Source organism: Gordonia hongkongensis (assembly GCF_023078355.1).
Lineage (GTDB): Bacteria > Actinomycetota > Actinomycetes > Mycobacteriales > Mycobacteriaceae > Gordonia > Gordonia hongkongensis.
Genome location: NZ_CP095552.1, coordinates 778,137 through 794,646, shown reverse-complemented (window position 1 = coordinate 794,646; position 16,510 = coordinate 778,137). Strand labels below are relative to the sequence as shown.

Here is a 16,510-nt window from a genome sequence, read left to right as displayed (position 1 = left end):
TCGATTCGGCTCACACCGCGCGAGATAAGGGAACCGCGGCGCCATCGGTATTGGTGTTTCCGATAACCAGTATCCACGCTGTGCTAGCAAATGCAAGCATCGTGCTAACACTCGTGACGCACGTCACCTCGGACGCGCGCCGGACCGTCGTCGATCAGGCGTAACGGTAGAAGCCGTGGTCGGCCTTCTTGCCCAGTCGCCCCGCCTCGACCATGCGCAACAGCAGCGGAGGCGGTGCGTAGAGCGGCTCCTTGAACTCCTCGTACATCCGGTCGGCGATGGCCTTGATCGTGTCGAGTCCGACCAGATCGGCCAGCTTGAGGGGACCCATCGGGTGCGCACACCCGAGGACCATGGCCTTGTCGATGTCGTCGACGGTCGCGACACCACTCTCCACCATCCGGATGGATGAGAGCAGATACGGGACCAGCAGCGCGTTCACGACGAATCCGGATCGATCGGCCGACCGGACCACCTGCTTGCCCAACACGTCGTGGGCGAAGGCCTCGGCGCGCTCGACGATCTCCGGAGCGGTCGTCAGGGTGGTGACGAGTTCGACCAGCGGGAGAACCGGTACGGGGTTGAAGAAGTGCATGCCGATGACGCGGGCGGTGTTCTGGGTTGCCATGCCCAGCTTCATGATCGGGATGGACGATGTGTTCGACGCCAGGATCGCCCCGGGGTCGGTCACGACCTTGTCCAGTTGGGCGAAGATCTCGGTCTTGACCACCTCGTCCTCGACGACGGCCTCGCACACGAGGTGGCGATCGGCGAAGTCGCCCAGGTCAGTGGTGAAGCGGAGTCGCATCGACGCCTGGTCGCGTTCGCGTTCGGTCAGTTTGCCGCTCGACACACCGCGATCGAGTGATCGGAGAATCCGGGCGCGACCGGCGACGACGAGTTCTCGGCTGTGCTCGTAGACGAGCACGTCGGCGTGGGCCCGCGCGCACACCTCGGCGATCCCCGCGCCCATCTGTCCTGCCCCCACCACGCCGACGCGGGAGATCTTCTGGTTTGTCATGTCGGCTCCTCGGGTGGAAGCGTCCTCGGCAAGAACCGATTTCGCAAGAACATGGGTGACCCTCCGGGCACGCGCCGAGCCCGGGATACGCCAACAGGCGGCCCGCAGCGAAAGCCGCGGACCGCCTGCCTGGTTCGCCTAGATCACGACGGTGGCGAGTTCCTAGTGGAACTGGCCTTCCTCGGTCGAGCCCTTGAGAGCAGCGGTCGAGGTGTTGGGGTCGACGGTGGTGGCGATGTTGTCGAAGTAGCCGGCGCCGACCTCACGCTGGTGCTTGACGGCGGTGAAGCCGCGCTCCTCGGCAGCCTTGAACTCGCGGTTCTGCAGGTCGACGAACGCCGACATCTGCTCGCGGGCGTAGCCGTAGGCCAGGTCGAACATGCCGTAGTTCAGCGAGTGGAAGCCGGCCAGCGTGATGAACTGGAAGGTGAAGCCCATGGCGCCCAGCTCGTTCTGGAACTTCGCGATGGTGCTGTCGTCGAGGTGCTTGCTCCAGTTGAACGACGGGCTGCAGTTGTAGGACAGCAGCTGGTCGGGGTACTCGGCCTTGACGGCCTCGGCGAACTTGCGGGCCAGCTCGAGATCCGGGGTACCGGTCTCCATCCAGATCATGTCGGCGTACGGCGCGTAGGACTTCGCACGCTCGATGCACGGCTCGATGCCGTTCTTCACGTGGTAGTAGCCCTCGGCGGTGCGCTCACCGGTGACGAACTGCTTGTCGCGATCGTCGACGTCGGAGGTGATCAGCGTGGCGGCCTCGGCATCGGTGCGGGCGATCACGACGGTGGGGACACCGGCGACGTCGGCGGCGAGACGAGCCGAGTTCAGGGTGCGGATGTGCTGCTGGGTCGGGATGAGCACCTTGCCACCGAGGTGGCCGCACTTCTTCTCCGACGCGAGCTGATCCTCCCAGTGGGTACCGGCGGCACCCGCGGCGATCATGGCCTTCTGCAGTTCGTAGACGTTGAGGGCGCCGCCGAAGCCGGCCTCACCGTCGGCCACGATCGGCACGACCCAGTTGTCGACCGAGTTGTCACCCTCGACGCGGGCGATCTCGTCGGCACGCAGCAGCGCGTTGTTGATGCGACGCACGACGCTCGGGACCGAGTTGGCCGGGTAGAGCGACTGGTCGGGGTAGGTGTGGCCGGACAGGTTCGCGTCACCGGCGACCTGCCAACCCGAGAGGTACACGGCCTTCAGGCCGGCGCGGACCTGCTGCACGGCCTGGTTACCGGTGAGAGCGCCCAGGGCGTTGATGTAGCTGCCGTCGCCCTTGGTCACGCCGTCCCACAGGATCTCGGCGCCGCGGCGGGCGAGGGTGTGCTCCTCGACGACCGAGCCCTGGAGCTCGGCGACCTGCTCGGCGGTGTAATCGCGCTTGATGCCCTTCCAGCGCGGGTTGGTGTCCCAGTCCTGCTGGATCTCCGCGGCGGTACGGGGCTTTCCGACGTTGCTCATTGGCTGCTTCGCTTTCGTTGTCCTGCTCGTCCCGACCGGGGACCGGATCGGGGCGACGGCCCGGCGCGCCGCCGGAACCTCTCTGCTGACAGACAGCCGATGTCCTCGTCTGGGGTGTGTGATCGCGATCGGCGTCAGTCTCGGCCGAAGTTTGCGAACCCGTTGACTTGGGATCGGTGGTGCCTGCAGCAAGGGTGCCACAACACAAACCCGCAGGTCCAACCCTCGGAGCGTGTAAATATGGGTTATTTTTCGCCACCAGTTTGCAAAGTTTGCAAATATAGTTCTGTGAACGCAGGGTCTACTTCCGCCAAAAAGTACGTCCGTACTGGGATTTTCTACTCACGAGTAGTCGAGCCGATCCTGGGGCCCGGAGGTCCTCGGACCCCCACCCGGACGACCGGATACCCGAAAGTGATGTCCATCACACCTGGCCGGAACGGTCCGCGGACAGCGGACGGCGGCCGTCAGGGCGTGGTGACGCGCTCGACGGCGGTCTCGAAGAGATCCGCGAACACCGACGGTTCGATCGGCCCCACCGGGATGGACGGCGGATCGCTCGCAGGGGTGGTCGCGCCCGACACCGTCAGCTGCACCGACACCTCCCCCGACGCCGGCCGGTCGAGCAGGGCGTACCCGGCGAACCCGATCTGCCGCCGGACACCGCCGTCGGGCAGGGTCGTCGTGACGTCGGACCGCGTGAGCAGCATCTGCTCCCCGGGCAGCAACCCGCCGTCGATGTCCGGCTGGGGCAGTTCGGTGTACACCGTGAGCACCCGACTGCCCGCGAGGTTGCCGGTGGTGATCTCCGTCGTGGTCCGAGAACAACGGCCGGTCGTGGTGAGCCGGTCGGCGTCGATGTCGCGCGATGCGGTGGTGACCAGTTCGACGAGGGTGCCCGTCGCGCCGTCACGGGCGGCCAGCACCGCCGAGTTGTCGGCGGTCAGCTGGTCGTTGAGCGCGGCGTCGGAGGCGGGCCGGCAGTACTCGGGTGTGACGCGCACCGATCGGGAGGCGTCGATGGCGGCCCGGTTCCCGGCGACGAGATCCACCACCGACAGCGGGGCGGAGGTGTACCCCGGCGGCAGCTGGGCTTCGGACAGCACGAGATCGGCGGGACCGCGGGGAGCCGTCGTCTCCCCCGGGTCGCCCGCGCACCCCGCGAGGCCGAGCGCCACTGCCACGACCGACGCGGCCAGCGCTGCCCGCGGGCGGCGTCGGCCGAGGAGGGGTAGCACGCGGTCACCGTACCCTGGGAACGACGCGCGACGCGGCAGCACCTGTCCGGGAGGTGGACGATGAGCAGGACCTACGTGGGCTCGCGGTTGCGCCAATTGCGTTCCGAGCGCGGCCTGTCGCAGGTTGCCCTCGCGCAGACCCTGTCGATCTCGGCGTCATACCTGAATCAGATCGAGCACGATGCCCGTCCGCTGACCGCTTCGGTGCTGTCCAAGATCACCGAGGCCTTCGGCGTCGACGCCGGGTTCTTCGACAGCCAGGACGATGTCCGGCTGGTCGCCGAGCTGCGTGAGGCGCTGCTCGACGACGACCTGGAGGCCTCCCCCGGCGCACTCGACGCGCAGGGGCTCAGCGCGATGGTCGCGTCGCATCCCGAGATGGCCCAGGCGATGGTGAACCTGCACCGCCGCTACCGGGTCGCCACCGATCAGCTCGCGGCGGCGACCGACGAGCGGGGGGACCGCAGCATGCGGGGCACCATCAGCGCGCCGCACGAGGAGGTGCGGGACTATTTCTACCAGCGCCGCAACTACATTCACGAACTCGATGTCGTCGCCGAGGAGATGACGACCCGGATGCGGATGCACTCCGCCGACATCCGGCGCGAGATCATGAACCGCATCGAGAGCGTCCACGGCATCAGCATCGTGCGCCGCGTCGACCTCGGGGACTACACCCTGCACCGGTTCGACCGCGAGGCCCGGCGTCTGGAGTTCTCCGCGTCGCTCTCGGCAGGTCAGCGGACGTTCAAACTCGCCAGCGAGCTCTGCTATCTCGAGTACCAGGACCTCCTGGACAAACTGGTCGACGAGGCGAACTTCAGCGGTGAGGACGCCCGCGCGCTGGGACTTCTCGGTCTGGCGAACTACTTCGCCGCCGCAGTCGTCCTTCCCTACAGCCAATTCCACGGCGCCGCAGAGGATTTCCGGTACGACATCGAACGCCTCTCGGCCTTCTACGCCGTCTCCTACGAGACGATCTGCCACCGCCTCTCGACGCTGCAGCGGCCCAACCTGCGGGGCATCCCCTGGTCGTTCGTGCGCGTGGACCGAGCCGGGAACATGTCGAAACGTCAGTCCGCCACCGGTTTCCACTTCTCGTCCAGTGGCGGCACCTGTCCGCTGTGGAACGTCTACGAGACGTTCGCCTACCCCGGCAAGATCATCACCCAGATCGCCGAGATGCCCGACGGCCGGAACTACTTCTGGGTTGCGCGCACCGTCGAACGCCGCGCCACCCGCTACGGACAGCCCGGCAAGACCTTCGCGATCGGCATGGGATGCGAACTGCGCCATGCCGCGCGGGTGATCTATTCCGACGGTCTGGAGATCGGACCGCAGGCGCATGTGACCCCGATCGGCGCCGGTTGCCGGGTGTGCGAGCGGACCAACTGCGCCCAGCGCGCGTTCCCCGCGGTCGGAGCATCGCTCCGCATCGACGAACACACCAGCAGCGTCTCGCCGTACATGAGCCTTACCGAGAACCGTTAACGACCACACCCGTTCGGTGCGGGGATCCCGCGCAGACGTTCGTCGAGCCAGGTCGCGGTGTCCGGGAACCCGACCGCAGCCGCCGTCACGTGTTCGGCCTCGTACTCCCGATACGTCACTGTCGCACCGAGATCGCACTGCTGGGCGGCGAGCGCCCGCGCCTGGGTTGCGGGAACCCACCACTCGTAGCGCCCGTGGTAGATCAGCAATGGCATCGACGCCTTCAGATCCGACATGGACGTGACCTCGAAGAGCTCCTCGGCGATCGCGGAGTGGAACGGATCGGGGTCGGTCGACAGGAGCTGCGTCGGCAGGTGAGCGATCCCGAGGTTGCCCATGTCATCGGTGCAGATGTTGCGGATCTCCGACGTCGCAAGCCATCTCGCCAGATGGTTCGACATCTGGAGGACCTCGGGCCGTTCCCGGGCGACGCCGAGCATCGCGGCGTGGAAGACCCCGGACGCGAGGTTCGCGTTCATGGCGCCGGCGAGTGTCCGGTAGTCGGCGGGCACCCCGCCGATGGCCGCCCCCACGAACCGCCCGGCGATGTCGGGCGCATACTTCGCGGCCAGCTTGGCCGCGCCGTGGGTGGCGATCGCCCCGCCGGAGTAGCCGACCATGGCGACCGGTCCGCGGGCGAAGTTCGCCGGGTCGAGAGCGCCGGCCGCGCGCAACGAGTCGAGGATCACGTGGCCCGCGACATACGGCTCGGCGTAGGCCATCCGGGGCCCGGTGTGGTCGGGCACGAGCACCGCATAACCCCGGTCCAACGCGAGCTGGGTGAACGGCGGGATGAGATCGGTCTCGTTCGTGTTGTTGGTGAAACCGTGCGCGTAGGTGAAGCCCGTCGTGCACTTGGTGCCCAGCGCGACGATCGGCGAGTTGTTGACCAGGACGGGGCGGTCTCCCCGCCCGGTCCAGGCCTTGGCCGGCACCAGCAGGGTGGCCGTGCCGAACATCGGGGCGCCGTTGGCGTCGGTCGTCCGGAACTTGACCTGCCGCGCCGATCGCAGCGGGACGAAGACCAGGGGCTGTGCCACCCGGGTCACCGACCGCGTGGTCAGGACCTCACCGGGTGTCCGCGCGGCCAGACCGGCCGGCCAGTGGTCGAAGAACCGGTCGCCACTGGGCGACGGCATGATCGCCTCGCGCAGTTCTTGCAGTTCACGGGAGGCGCCGGGAATCCGGGACCGTTCCGGGATGCGCGACAGCTTCTCGACCGGCGGCGCCGGGATCAGGCCGTCGACGTCCGCCGGCAACTGTGGCGGGACCGCGGTGAGATTGGGCGGCTCGGCGTCGGCGGGACCACTCGCCCCGGTCGGGCCCGCGAGGAGCGCCGCGGCGGCACACGTCGCCGTCACCGCGACCGCTGCGCGTCGGACCGATCGTCGAAGAACACCCCTGGCCGGCATCGCCAACCTCCCGTCTCACCTCGGCCATCGTCGAGTCGCCCGCCCCCCGGCAGCACCTCTGCCGACTCGAACCGCGATGACCTCCGCCAATGCTAGTCGGTGACGACGGCCTGCGCGGGAGCGACCATCCATGGCGACACCCATGTAGTCCGGTCGGGTGACACGCGAAACCGCCTATCGCGCCGCACATCACGGTTACATCTCGGTGCGGCGACCATCGATGCGCAACGGAGGTCCGCGCCGGGTCGACTGTCCTAAGGTCACCGACGAAGCGCTCTTCGACGCGGAGGCACCGCCATGACGAGAACCCGGCACGCGCTTCGACGCCGGGCGGTGCGGACGGCCACCGTGGTGGTGGTCGCCGTGCTGCTGGTGGCCGCGCTGCTGGTGGCCGCCGTCGGCTCGCTGTCCGCCGGACCATCGGCCGCGGACCCGCCGAACATGATGCCGCTACCGCCGCCCGTCGCAGGCGCGATCGACCGCGTGGTGCCACCGCCGCCGATACCGCGGCTTCGCACGATCCCGCCTCGTGCGCGAGCCGACGGATTCGACCACCGCGCACTCGAATTGCGCGAAGCGATCCTGCCGTCCCCCACGGGTGACCCGATGTTCGACCGCTGCCCGACCGACCTGGATTCACGCCCGCCGGGAGACGTGATCGCCACCCGCGACGTCACCGCCGCCGCCGGGCCGGTGGTGACGGTACCGCTCCGATCGGCAACGCTGATCAAGTTCCGCAGCACCGATGCCGTCGGGGCGCCGATCTACGGCACCGCGACCCTGCTGGTCCCGCGTCGAACGGCCAGGGCACCGACGCCGATGCTCGTGAACAACCTGCCGATCGACTCACTCGGTGCCGCCTGCACACCGGGACACACACTCGCGCATGGGTTTTCCATCGCGACGGGCGTCACCGACCTGATCCCGCCGACGACCCAGCTGGCGCTGCACGAGGGCTATGCGGTGCTCGTGCCCGACCACCAGGGACCCCGGATGGCCTACGCGGAGCCGGTACTCGCCGGGCACGTGATCCTCGACGCCGTCCGCGCGGCCCTCCATGTGCGCCCGGAATTGTTGCGCCGCAGCCGGATCGCCATGACCGGGTACTCGGGCGGCGCCATCGCCACCCACGGTGCGGCGAAACTACTGGGCGAGTACGCACCCGAGCTCACCGACCGTGTCGTCGGCGCGGGTCTCGGCGGTGTCCCGGCCGACTTCCGCATGCTGGTCGGGAGCATGAACGCGAACCTCGCGACCGGCCTGTTCCACGCGGCCACCGTCGGCATCGCGCGCGAGCGCCCGGAGATCCTGACCCTCACGAACCGGCCCGCGCGTTGGCTCGCGTCGTCGCCGTTGAAGAACGTGTGCGTGATCCCCGAGGCGGTGGCCGGTGGCACCTTCCTGCCGATGCAGTTGCTCTCGAGTGATCCCGACCCGTTCCGGTCGCCGACCGCCCAGCGGATCTATCGGCTGACCGCGATGGCCGACCGCGCCTCGGTGATCCCGCTGCTGATCTACCACGGGACCCACGAGTGGTGGATACCCGCGGCCGGCGCCCGCGCCCTCTACCGCGAACAATGCGCCCTCGGTGCGGTCATGGCCTACCGCGAGGTCTTCGGTGAACACATCAGCGCGGCGCTGCTCGGCTTCCCCGTCGCCCTCGACTGGCTCGACCGCCGGCTACGCGGCGAACCGGCCGTCGACGAGTGCCGCCGCTGAGCGTCGAGGAGCCGCCCCGGTCAGAAGACGAGGACGCGAAGGTTCTCGGCGACGCACGCGGGCTTCGCCTCGCCCTCGATCTCGACGGTGTTGGTGACGACCATGTTCACGCCCTTGGGGGTCTCCTCGACCGAGGTGATCACCGCGTTCGAGCGGATGCGGGCGCCGACCTTCACCGGGTTCGGGAAGCGCAGCTTGTTCATGCCGTAGTTCAGGACCAGCTTGGGGCCCTCGACGGTGAAGATCTTCCCCGCGATCATCGGCAGCAGCGACACCGTCAGGTATCCGTGCGCGATGGTCGTCCCGAACGGACCGGACTTCGCACGCTCGGGGTCGACGTGAATCCACTGGTGATCGCCGGTCGCATCGGCGAAGGCGTCGACCCGTTCCTGGGTGATCTCGAGCCACTCGCCCGAGCCGAGGTCTTCGCCGATCGCGGCCTTCAGTTCGTCGACACTGGTGAACGTCCGTGTGGTGTGCGTCATAGTCCGCGTAGTCTACCGTGGGCCCATGGGCACACCTCGCGTCGCACCGGGTGGTTTCCGGGAGCTCGGGCCGGTCAATTTCGTCTTCGCGCGGGGGGCCGCACGCGTCATGGGTGTCGACGACGCGCACATCTTCTCGACCCTGGGTCGCGCGAAGGGGTTGTTCCGCGGTTGGCTCCACTTCAGCAGCCGGCTGATGCCGTTCGGTGTGTTGCCGCGCAAGGACTCCGAGATGGTGATCCTCCGGGTGGCCCACCTGAGGCATTGCGACTACGAACTCGACCATCACCGACGCCTCGGCCGTCGGGCCGGGATCACCGCCGACGAGTTCGACCGCATCCTCGAGGGTCCCGACGCCGGGTGGGGTGATCGTGAACGGGCGATCCTGCGCGCGGTCGACGAACTCGTCGAGACCAAGGACGTCTCCGACATCGCATGGCAGGCGTTGTCCCGGCACCTCGACGACCGGAAACTCATCGGGTTCACCCTGCTCGTCGGTCAATACGACAGCCTCGCGACCACCATCCACACGCTGCGCGTCCAGCGCGACGCCCGCTCCTGACTGCGACACCCCTGACATGGAGTCGATCGCGCAGCGCCTGATGCGCAACGAGTACTTCGCCGAGATCTACGAGCATCTCTGGCGGCCGACCTTCACCCGGCTCTTCAGCCTCGGCGGCCGTTCCACCGCCGACTTCGACCGCGCACTACGCGCCTACCTCGCCCGCCCGGGTGACCGGTTGGTCCTCGATGTCGCCTGCGGCCCCGGCAATTACACACGCGAGATCGCCGACGGACTCACCGGCGACGGTCGCTGCATCGGCATCGACTTCTCCGCGCCCATGCTGGCGCGGGCCGCGCAGACCAACGCGGTGGGGCGGGCCGCGTTCCTGCGGGGTGATGCCCACGCATTGCCGTTCGCCGACAACACCTTCGACGTGGTGACCTGCCTGGCGGCCCTCTATCTGATCCCCGACCCGCTACCGGTCGTCGACGAGCTGGTGCGGGTGACCGCACCCGGTGGCGAGATCGTGGTCTTCACCTCGGTGACGACGCCGCTCACCTCGTTCCCGGGCGTCCGGCCGCTCGCCGGGGCGAGCGGGTACCGGATCTTCGACGACCACGAGATCGTCGAGCGCCTCCGACGCGCCGGTGCGGACGACGTCGAGCAGACGATCACTGGCCAGGGGCAGTTCGTGCTGGCGCGCAAGTCGGCGTCGTAGACGGCCCGAGGCGCCTCAGAACTCCCGGTAGTCGCGGACCGTCATCCGCGGGCCGCGCCGTTCGGGCCGGACGCCCCGCCGCGCGACCAGCCTGATGATTCGTTGACGTTGCCCCGCATAGGGTTCGAGCAGTTCGAGCATCCCGGCGTCGTCGACGGCCTCGCCGATCAGGGTGAGCCCCACCAGTTTCGGGATGTGGTAATCGCCGACGTTGACCACGTCGGGGTCGCCGAGCGACCGCGACAGCGTCTCCGCCTCGGTCCACTGGCCGACACCGCGGAGCACGGTGAGCTTCCGCGCATGACGTTCGACGTCGATGGTGGTGGCGCCGCGAATGGTCCGCATGCGGACCGGTTCGATGCCGCTGCGGTGCCACTCCCAGCTCGGGATGCGCACCCAGTCCTGCCGGGCGGGCGGCACCCGCATGGTCTCCGGGACCGGTCCGGGCGCGGGAGAACCGAAGCGGCGCAGCAGGTACCGCCAGGCACGGAACGCCTCCGCGCCGACGACCTTCTGTTCCAGGATCGCCGGGACGAGCGCCTCCCAGACCCGGTCGGTGCGCGAGAGCCGCAAACCCTCGGCGCGGCGCACCAGTTCTCGCACAACGGGATCGCGGGGGACGAGGGCGTCGGGATCGTCACGCGCACCGAGGAAATCCGGCATCTGGTCGAGCAGCCAGTCAGCGCCGGGACCCCATGCGCGACCGACGACGACGCCGGACCGCACGGCGATCGTCAGGGTGCCCGGCCCGTCGGGGGTGTGCACCGCCCGCCAGACCGAACCGTCCCTGGCGTAGACGAACGCCGGGTCGCCCGCACCGCGCCGGTGCAGGCCGACCGTTGCCCGCAGGTCGAGCGGCCACGGGAGCGTCCACTCCCGGACCCGCTCGTCTGCACTCACACGTCTACAGGTTGATCATGTGCCCGAGAGCGCCGTGGAACGTCTCCTGCAGTGCTTCCGACATGGTCGGGTGCGTGTGCACGTTCCGCGCCAGCTCCTTGGCCGTGAGATCCCACTTGTGGGCCAGCGTCATCTCCGGGAGCATCTCGGAGACGTTGTCGCCCACCAGGTGTCCGCCGAGCAGCTCGTCGGTGTCGGCATTGGTGACGAGCTTGGCGAAGCCCGCGGTCTCGCCGAGCCCCTGGGCCTTGCCGTTGGCCGAGAACGGGAACGTGGTCGCTTTGACGTTGTAGCCCTCGTCCTTGGCCTGCGCCTCGGTGAGGCCGAACGATGCGACCTGCGGCTGACAGAAGGTGGCACGCGGCATGAACCGGTAATCACCGAGGGTCATGGTCTCGACGCCGGCGATGGTCTCGGCGGCCACCACGCCCTGGGCCTCGGCGACGTGCGCGAGCTGCAGTTTGGCGGTGACGTCGCCGATGGCGTAGATGCCGTCGACGTTGGTGCGCATGTAGTCGTCGATGGCGATGGCGCCGCGATCGGTGAGTTCGACACCGGTCTTGTCGAGGCCGAAGCCCTCGACGCGCGGGGCGAATCCGACGGACATGAGGACCTTGTCGACGGTGAGCTCACCCTCTTTGTCCTTGGCGTCGGTGTAGGCGACGGTGACGCTGTCGCCGTTGTCGGTGACCTTCTGGACCCGGGTGGAGGTCAGCAGCTTGATGCCGAGCTTCTTGTACTCCTTGGCGAGGGCCTTCGAGGAGTCGGCGTCCTCGTTGGGGAGCACGCGGTCGAGGAACTCGACGATCGTGACGTCGACGCCGTAGTTGGCCATGACGTAACCGAACTCCATGCCGATGGCGCCCGCACCGACGATGACGATGGACTCGGGCAGTTCACGGGTCAGGATCTGCTCTTCGTAGGTGACCACGTTCTCCGACAGTTCGACGCCGGGGAGCAGCTTGACGGTCGACCCGGTGTCGATGATGACGTTGTCGAACGTGATCTCCCGGTCGCCCACCTTGATGGTCTTGGCGTCGGTGAACACCCCGTATCCGTCGATCTCGGTGATCTTGTTCTTCTTCATCAGGTAGTGGACGCCCTTGACGATGCCGTCCGAGACCTTGCGGCTGCGGTCGAATGCCGCGCCGAAGTCGAAGGACACGTCCCCACTCATGCCGAAGGTCTTGGCCTGATGGTTGAAGATGTGTGCGAGCTCCGCATTGCGCAGCAGGGCCTTGGACGGGATACATCCGACGTTCAGACACACACCGCCCCAGTACTTCTCCTCGATGACGGCGGTTTTCATGCCCAGTTGAGCCGACCGGATCGCGGCTACGTACCCACCTGGACCTGCACCCAATACAACTGTTTGAAAGTGTTCAGCCACGACTGCCAGCCTACGTCGCGCCCGACCGTCGCCGCAGAGTGTCCCACTACTCGCCGGTAGCAACCTGCGTATTCAATCATTGATTGAAAGATCGACTGAACTGTGCTTTCCTCGACGTGTGACCCAGACCACGCGCGCCGGACGCGGTCGTGAGCGCCGCGATTCGACGTCGCTGCCCACCCGCGACGCCCTGCTGGCCGTCGCCGAACGTCTCTTCCTCGCCGACGGATACGACAAGGTGTCCGTCCGGGCGATCTGCGCGGCCGCCGAGGCGAACCCGGCGGCGGTGCACTATCACTTCGGCACCAAGGACGACCTCACCATCGCGCTGCTGGAGTCTCGCCTGGGTCCGCTGTGGGCCGACCCGCTGGCCTCCCTCGACCCGGCCGGTACACCGATCGCGCATGTCGTCGACGTCGTGGTGGCCCCCTTCGTCGACCTGCAGTCCGACCCGACCGGACATCTGCACCTACAGCTGCTCGCACGATTCGTGTTCGCCCATCCCACCGCGAACTGGACATCGCGCTGGTTCGATCTCGATCCGTTCGCCGACATGCTCGCCGAGGCCGTCCCCGGCCTGACCGCGAGCGAGGCGCGCCGACGCTGGGCACTCGCCTTCCAGCTGATCCTCCTGCGGTTCGGCGGCACGGAGACCTTGAGCGCCGCCGCGGTGACGGCCCTGGCCGGCTTCGTCACCGCCGGATTGACCGCACCCGCCATGTGAGACACGAGTGAGAGGACCCGTTGTGGACAGCCCCACCACCGGACCGTTCAGCCCCGCCCGGCTGGGACCGCTACACCTGCGGAACCGGCTGATCAAATGCGCCACCTTCGAAGGGATGACGCCCGACGCCCTGGTGACCGACGAACTCATCGAGTTCCATCGCGAGGTCGCCGCCGGCGGGGTGGCCATGAGTACCGTCGCCTACTGCGCGATCTCGCCCGAGGGCCGCACCGACCGCCACCAGATCTGGATGCGCCCCGAGGCGGTTCCCGGGTTGCGGAGACTCACCGACGCCATCCACGCCGAGGGTGCGCTCGCGGCGGCCCAACTCGGACACGCGGGCGCGGTCGCGAACTCGGCGTCGAACCGGGCCGCCTCCCTGGGACCGTCACGGATACCCGCGCCGATGGGGATGTCGGTGACCCGTGCGATCGGTGTCGACGACATCGCCGACCTGCGGACCACGTTCCGCCGGGCTGCACGGCTCGCGGTGGACTCCGGCTTCGACGGACTCGAGATCCACTGCGGCCACAACTATCTCATCTCCAGCTTTCTGTCCCCGCTGTTGAACCGGCGTCGTGACGCCTACGGCGGGAGCCTCGTCAACCGCGCCCGCCTCGCCCGTGAGGTGGTCGAGAGCGTGCGCGACGAGGTCGGGGACGAGGCTGCGATCTGGGTGAAGCTCAACCTCTTCGACGGCGTCGGCCGGGTCGACCACGAGCGCTCGCCCGCGGCGCGGGCCCGGGGCCGGGCGAGGCTGAGTGGCTTCAACGTCGACGAGGCATGCGAGGTGGCACAGCTACTGGAATCCGACGGCCACCTCGACGCCATCGAACCCACCGCGGGGAGTTCACTGCTCAACCCGATGTACCTCTTCCACGGCGAGGCACCTCGCAAAGAGTTCGCCGATGCGTTCTCCGGCGCGATGAAGTACGGGCTCAAGGCGTTCGCACCGTTCTTCCTCAAGCACTACCGCTACCACGACGCCTACCTGCTGCCTCTCGCCCGAGAACTCCGCAAGGCCGTCGACCTGCCGCTCATCCTCCTCGGCGGCGTCACCGACCGGGCGTCGATGGACCTCGCGCTCGCCGAGGGCTTCGATTTCATGGCGATGGGGCGCGCGCTCCTACGTGAACCCGACCTACCTCTGCGCCTCGCCGCCGACCCGTCGACGACGTCGAAATGCGTCCACTGCAATCTCTGCATGCCGACGATCTACTCCCACACCCGATGCCCGGTCCGGACCGGCGAGGTCCCCGACCCGGTGGCCGCACAGCAGTAGGGTGGGGGCCATGCCTCCCCGCCGTCGCAAGGACACCCCGCCACCGGCGACCGGCGGTTCGGAGAAGGAGGTGCTGGTCGGTTTCCTCGACTATCTGCGCGCCTCCGCGGTGGCCAAACTCGACGGCGTCTCCGAGGTCGACGCCCGTGCGGCCGCGGTGCCGTCGGGCACCAGCCTGCTGGGGGTGGTCCGCCACCTGACGTTCGTCGAACGGTTCTTCTTCCTGGGCGAGGACGCGGACGACTGGCAGGCGACGTTCACCTGCCCCGACGACGAGACCGTGGCATCGGTGCAGGCGGCGTACCGCCGCGCGGTGTCCGAGGCCGGCGAGGTCATCGACGCCTACACCGATCTCGCCGAGGCGGCGCCCAGGGCGAGCGGACGTCGCTCCTCCCCGTCGATGCGGTGGGCGTTGACCCACATGATCGAGGAGACCGCCCGTCACGCCGGCCATCTCGACATCATCCGCGAGGGCGTCGACGGCCGGACGGGCCGCTGACCGTCAGCGCCGGATGAACTCGCCGTTGCTCTCCTCGTCGTCGTAGTACTCGATCGTCATACGCGGGCCGTCGAACGTGACCTGCGAGATCGAGCCGGGTTCCGCGTTCTCGTTGAGCAGGGTGAAGGTGAAGGTGTTGCCGTCCCAGTGGGAGAGCTCGTGCTTGCGGACGCCGCCCGGCCCCATCTCCAGGACGAGCTTCCCGTCGCGTTCGACGATCTCCGCCGGTCCGTACACCGCGTTGGCGTAGGTACCCACATACGACGGCAGTGGTTGCGACGGTGCGGGATTCGACGGCGGTTCCTTGCCGACGAGTTCGCCGCTCGGCACGCTCAGGGGCGCATACGCCTTGGCGTAGAGGTCGCGCCAGTCGTTGCGGATCTCGCCGAACTGCACGAGATCCATGAACTCGGCGGCGATCGAGTCCACCGCACCGAGGGGCGCGGCGTTGGACAGGACGACGATGGCGGTGTCGGCCGACGGCAGGATCGAGAACACCGTGCCGGCGCCCGACGCGAACGCGCCGGCGTGGTTGAACTGCGTCCGGGCGTCCTCGGTCACCCCGACGTTGAAGCCGTAGCCGTACGATCCGGCGCGGTTGTCCGGCGTCTGGGGCGGGCTCGACACGATCTGCGGTGAGAGGGCCGGGAGCAGCGCGTCGGGGGCCACGACCTCCTGGCCGTTGTGCTTGCCCTGCGCCAGCACCATCTTCAGCCAGGTCGCCATGTCGTTGACGTTCGAGCTCACACCGCCGGCGGGTGACTGCGCATCGGGATCGCGCGGGATCGGGGTCTTGACCCACTTGTCGTCTTCCTTGATGTGCCCCACCGCGCGATCGGCCCGGCGCTCGAAGTCGACGTAGCGGGAGCTGGTGCTGGTCATGCCCAGCGGGCCGTAGATGAGGTCCTGCGACAGCGTCGCCCAGTCCGTCCCGGCCTTCACCGCCACCGCCTCGCCACCGGTCGTCACCCCGAAGTTGGTGTAGGCGTAGCTGATCCGGAACGGGTCGAGCGGCATGAAGCGCATGCGCTGCATGATCTCCTGCTGCGAGTACCCCATGTCCTCCAGTTTGTCGCCCGCGTGGTCCGGCAGACCCGAGCGGTGCGAGTACATGTCGCCGACGGTCACGGTGCGCGTGACGTACGGTTCGGCGAGCGCGAACCACGGCAGCGATTCCACGATCGGCATCTCCCACGTCACCGTCTTGTCGGTGACGGCGGCCGCGACCACCGTCGATCCCACCGACTTCGACACCGACGCCAGCTGGAAGACGGTGTTCGGGTCGACGGCCTCACCGGTCGTGATGTCCTTGACGCCGAACCCCTTGGCGTACTTGGTCTCCCCACCGGACACGACGGCCACGGCCACACCCGGGATCTTGGTCGACTCCATCATCGAGTTGACCAGGTCGTCGAGTTGCCCGACCGCCTTGTCGACCGCATCGGCCGGCAGCGGTTCGGCGGCGACGGCATTCGGGTTCTGCAGAGACTCCGATGCAGACGGTGGCGCCCCGGTGCCCGACGACCCGCTGTCGCAAGCCGCGACGAGCGCAACCACGGCGACGACGGAACAGGTGGCCATCGAGAGGCGGGCCCATCGCGACGTCCGTGGGGGTTCATGGCCGGGACAGCGGGCGGGAACGGAATGGGCAGTGGCCATGGGGGTCTC

The 16,510-nt window shown here is 68.2% G+C and carries 16 protein-coding genes; 8 read left to right on the top strand and 8 right to left on the bottom strand.

Annotated elements, in window-relative coordinates; all coding sequences use genetic code 11:
• Window positions 1-154 precede the first annotated feature (154 nt).
• From MVF96_RS03605 to MVF96_RS03595, 3 genes are all read right to left on the bottom strand, one after another.
• Complete coding sequence (locus tag MVF96_RS03605) at window positions 155-1,021, bottom strand: 3-hydroxybutyryl-CoA dehydrogenase (RefSeq protein ID WP_068971643.1); 867 nt, start codon at window positions 1,019-1,021, stop codon at window positions 155-157.
• Between the two features lie 162 nt (window positions 1,022-1,183).
• Window positions 1,184-2,479: an isocitrate lyase gene (gene aceA / locus MVF96_RS03600; RefSeq protein WP_068971642.1), complete on the bottom strand. Its 1,296-nt coding sequence runs from the start codon at window positions 2,477-2,479 to the stop codon at window positions 1,184-1,186.
• Window positions 2,480-2,946: 467 nt separating this feature from the next.
• Window positions 2,947-3,717 carry a hypothetical protein gene (locus MVF96_RS03595; protein ID WP_247451248.1) on the bottom strand — a complete coding sequence of 257 codons (771 nt, stop codon included), beginning with the start codon at window positions 3,715-3,717 and terminating at the stop codon, window positions 2,947-2,949.
• A gap of 60 nt (window positions 3,718-3,777) precedes the next feature.
• On the opposite strand from MVF96_RS03595, the gene ramB reads away from it, so the two are divergent.
• Window positions 3,778-5,208, top strand: coding sequence for an acetate metabolism transcriptional regulator RamB (ramB, locus tag MVF96_RS03590; RefSeq protein ID WP_065630150.1), 1,431 nt, complete (start codon window positions 3,778-3,780; stop codon window positions 5,206-5,208).
• Here ramB and MVF96_RS03585 read toward each other — a convergent pair.
• The gene (locus MVF96_RS03585) at window positions 5,205-6,620 is read right to left on the bottom strand and encodes a lipase family protein (protein ID WP_247451246.1); all 1,416 of its coding nucleotides are present in this window, start codon (window positions 6,618-6,620) and stop codon (window positions 5,205-5,207) included. The two genes, ramB and MVF96_RS03585, sit on opposite strands and share 4 nt — an antisense overlap.
• 157 nt (window positions 6,621-6,777) lie before the next feature.
• On the opposite strand from MVF96_RS03585, the gene MVF96_RS03580 reads away from it, so the two are divergent.
• A complete protein-coding gene (locus MVF96_RS03580) occupies window positions 6,778-6,921 on the top strand; it encodes a hypothetical protein (RefSeq protein WP_247451244.1) in 144 nt (47 codons plus the stop codon).
• A gap of 140 nt (window positions 6,922-7,061) precedes the next feature.
• Window positions 7,062-8,339, top strand: coding sequence for a lipase family protein (locus tag MVF96_RS03575; protein ID WP_418930435.1), 1,278 nt, complete (start codon window positions 7,062-7,064; stop codon window positions 8,337-8,339).
• A gap of 20 nt (window positions 8,340-8,359) precedes the next feature.
• On the opposite strand, the gene MVF96_RS03570 is transcribed toward MVF96_RS03575, so the two are convergent.
• On the bottom strand, window positions 8,360-8,824 hold the full coding sequence (locus MVF96_RS03570) for a MaoC family dehydratase (protein ID WP_065630148.1): 465 nt from the start codon (window positions 8,822-8,824) through the stop codon (window positions 8,360-8,362).
• 25 nt (window positions 8,825-8,849) lie between these two features.
• Between MVF96_RS03570 and MVF96_RS03565 the strand changes: the two genes are divergently transcribed.
• Together MVF96_RS03565 and MVF96_RS03560 are read left to right on the top strand one after the other, a co-directional pair.
• Window positions 8,850-9,386, top strand: coding sequence for a carboxymuconolactone decarboxylase family protein (locus MVF96_RS03565; protein WP_247451241.1), 537 nt, complete (start codon window positions 8,850-8,852; stop codon window positions 9,384-9,386).
• 16 nt (window positions 9,387-9,402) lie between these two features.
• Complete coding sequence (locus MVF96_RS03560; protein ID WP_247451239.1) at window positions 9,403-10,047, top strand: class I SAM-dependent methyltransferase; 645 nt, start codon at window positions 9,403-9,405, stop codon at window positions 10,045-10,047.
• Window positions 10,048-10,062: 15 nt separating this feature from the next.
• Here MVF96_RS03560 and MVF96_RS03555 read toward each other — a convergent pair whose 3' ends face one another.
• Both MVF96_RS03555 and lpdA read right to left on the bottom strand, forming a co-directional pair.
• Window positions 10,063-10,947: a DNA-3-methyladenine glycosylase family protein gene (locus MVF96_RS03555; protein WP_058251285.1), complete on the bottom strand. Its 885-nt coding sequence runs from the start codon at window positions 10,945-10,947 to the stop codon at window positions 10,063-10,065.
• A 4-nt stretch (window positions 10,948-10,951) separates the two neighbouring features.
• Entirely contained in the window at window positions 10,952-12,337 is a 1,386-nt protein-coding gene (gene lpdA, locus MVF96_RS03550; RefSeq protein ID WP_065630145.1) for a dihydrolipoyl dehydrogenase, read from the bottom strand.
• Between the two features lie 118 nt (window positions 12,338-12,455).
• Here lpdA and MVF96_RS03545 point away from each other — a divergent pair, with 118 nt between their 5' ends.
• The 3 genes from MVF96_RS03545 to MVF96_RS03535 are packed head-to-tail and all read left to right on the top strand — an operon-like array spanning window position 12,456 to window position 14,842.
• Window positions 12,456-13,061: a TetR/AcrR family transcriptional regulator gene (locus tag MVF96_RS03545; protein ID WP_247451238.1), complete on the top strand. Its 606-nt coding sequence runs from the start codon at window positions 12,456-12,458 to the stop codon at window positions 13,059-13,061.
• 22 nt (window positions 13,062-13,083) lie between these two features.
• Complete coding sequence (locus tag MVF96_RS03540; protein WP_247451236.1) at window positions 13,084-14,343, top strand: NADH:flavin oxidoreductase; 1,260 nt, start codon at window positions 13,084-13,086, stop codon at window positions 14,341-14,343.
• 10 nt (window positions 14,344-14,353) lie between these two features.
• Window positions 14,354-14,842: a DinB family protein gene (locus MVF96_RS03535; protein ID WP_058251289.1), complete on the top strand. Its 489-nt coding sequence runs from the start codon at window positions 14,354-14,356 to the stop codon at window positions 14,840-14,842.
• 3 nt (window positions 14,843-14,845) lie between these two features.
• Here MVF96_RS03535 and MVF96_RS03530 read toward each other — a convergent pair whose 3' ends face one another.
• Window positions 14,846-16,423: a serine hydrolase gene (locus MVF96_RS03530; protein ID WP_247452047.1), complete on the bottom strand. Its 1,578-nt coding sequence runs from the start codon at window positions 16,421-16,423 to the stop codon at window positions 14,846-14,848.
• Window positions 16,424-16,510 lie beyond the last annotated feature (87 nt).

What these genes read in the sequence shown, in the direction of transcription:
- MVF96_RS03605 (WP_068971643.1), bottom strand. Translation starts at nt 1,021, where the DNA reads ATGACAAACCAGAAGATCTCCCGCGTCGGCGTGGTGGGGGCAGGACAG.
- aceA (WP_068971642.1), bottom strand. Translation starts at nt 2,479, where the DNA reads ATGAGCAACGTCGGAAAGCCCCGTACCGCCGCGGAGATCCAGCAGGAC.
- ramB (WP_065630150.1), top strand. Translation starts at nt 3,778, where the DNA reads ATGAGCAGGACCTACGTGGGCTCGCGGTTGCGCCAATTGCGTTCCGAG.
- MVF96_RS03585 (WP_247451246.1), bottom strand. Translation starts at nt 6,620, where the DNA reads ATGCCGGCCAGGGGTGTTCTTCGACGATCGGTCCGACGCGCAGCGGTC.
- MVF96_RS03575 (WP_418930435.1), top strand. Translation starts at nt 7,062, where the DNA reads ATGATGCCGCTACCGCCGCCCGTCGCAGGCGCGATCGACCGCGTGGTG.
- MVF96_RS03570 (WP_065630148.1), bottom strand. Translation starts at nt 8,824, where the DNA reads ATGACGCACACCACACGGACGTTCACCAGTGTCGACGAACTGAAGGCC.
- MVF96_RS03565 (WP_247451241.1), top strand. Translation starts at nt 8,850, where the DNA reads ATGGGCACACCTCGCGTCGCACCGGGTGGTTTCCGGGAGCTCGGGCCG.
- MVF96_RS03560 (WP_247451239.1), top strand. Translation starts at nt 9,403, where the DNA reads ATGGAGTCGATCGCGCAGCGCCTGATGCGCAACGAGTACTTCGCCGAG.
- MVF96_RS03535 (WP_058251289.1), top strand. Translation starts at nt 14,354, where the DNA reads ATGCCTCCCCGCCGTCGCAAGGACACCCCGCCACCGGCGACCGGCGGT.
- MVF96_RS03530 (WP_247452047.1), bottom strand. Translation starts at nt 16,423, where the DNA reads ATGGCCACCTGTTCCGTCGTCGCCGTGGTTGCGCTCGTCGCGGCTTGC.